The following is a 1,476-nucleotide window of genomic DNA, read 5'->3' on the forward strand; positions in this document are numbered from 1 at the left end:
TAACTGGTCAGGTCTGAGGCCTCGGATCGGCTCCGACCTACCTCGTGATCGACATTTGTTTCTGAAGTTCCACGGAGTGTCGGCGCGCCACGAAACAATGGTTGAGATGAATGCGATAATTGTGGAATGATGCAGCCGACGTACACCGAACTGGTGGAACTCATCGTCGAAATGCGCACCGAACTCAATGCCCTGCGAGCGGAGAACGCCGCCCTGAAGGTGCGGGTCGCCGACCTGGAAGCGCAACTGCGGACCAACTCGCGCAACTCCTCCAAGCCACCCTCGACCGATGGCCCCGCCAACCCGCGACCCGTTCGTTGCGGAAGGCCTCCAAGCGCAAGCCCGGAGGGCAGGACGGGCACCGCGGACAGACCCTGGCCCAGGTGGCTGACCCCGACGTGGTGATCCGGCACGAACCCTACGGTTGCCATGGATGCGGAGCCGACCTCACCGGTGCTGCGGAAGTCAACTGTTCCCGCCGGCAGGTGTTCGACATCCCGCCGATCAAGGTGCACGTCACCGAGCACCAGATCATTACCCGCCGCTGCCCCTGCGGGAAGACCACCACCGGCGACCTACCGGCCCAGGCCGCCGCCCCGGCGTCGTACGGACCGACCATGTGCGCAGTCATCATCTACCTGTTCATGGGTCAATTCTTGTCCAAAAAACGTACCGCCCAGGCCATCAGCGAACTGTTCACCATCCCGATCTCCGACGGCACCGTCGCCGCCGTGACCAGCAGAGCGGCCGGTGATCTCACGCAGTTCCTGGACCAGGTCAACGCCCGCATCACAGCCTCGCCGGTGGTGCACTTCGACGAGACCGGGCTGCGCTGCGAAGGTCGCAACCACTGGCTGCACTCCGCGTCCACCCCGCAGTACAGCCGACTGTTCTTCCACCGCAAACGGGGCACCGAAGCGATGGATCAGATGGGGATCCTGCCCGGCTACACCGGCACCGCCGTCCACGACGCCTGGGCACCGTATGACACCTACACCGCCGCGCAGCATGCCCTGTGCAACAGCCACCTGCTGCGTGAACTGCAGGCCGTCACCGACCACCACGCCACCACCGACCAAGCCGACACCTGGTGCTGGGCGCAGCAGATCACCGACGCCATCCTGGGCCTGCACCACGCCGCCGCCGCCAGCAACGACCAACCGGTACCCGCCGCGATCAGCAACAGGCACACCACCGAAATCCGCCACGCCCTGCTCGCCGCCACCCACCCCGCCGGCGCCCTGGGACGCAAACACCGAGCACTGGCCCGCCGCATCGGCAAACGGGAAGTCGACTACCTCAAATTCGCGCATGACCCCGCCATCCCGTTCTCCAACAACGCCGCCGAACAAGAAATCCGGATGGCCAAGATCCGGCAAAAAATATCGGGCACCATGCGCACCCAGAAAGGAGCCCAACACTTCGCCGATCTGCGCTCCTACCTACAAACATGCGCCAAAAACGGCATCACAGCCC

General features: G+C 64.5%; 2 protein-coding genes. Both read left to right on the plus strand.

Annotated features, from left to right (window positions below):
* Positions 1-126: 126 nt before the first annotated feature.
* Positions 127-405 carry a DUF6444 domain-containing protein gene (locus ABIB25_RS29125; RefSeq protein WP_354532006.1) on the plus strand — a complete coding sequence of 93 codons (279 nt, stop codon included), beginning with the start codon at positions 127-129 and terminating at the stop codon, positions 403-405.
* Positions 384-1,476 (plus strand): IS66 family transposase (tnpC, locus tag ABIB25_RS29130; RefSeq protein ID WP_354532007.1); only part of this gene is annotated, 1,093 nt, incomplete at its 3' end. The genes ABIB25_RS29125 and tnpC, both read left to right, overlap by 22 nt.

Source organism: Nakamurella sp. UYEF19, from assembly GCF_040546275.1.
Lineage (GTDB): Bacteria > Actinomycetota > Actinomycetes > Mycobacteriales > Nakamurellaceae > Nakamurella.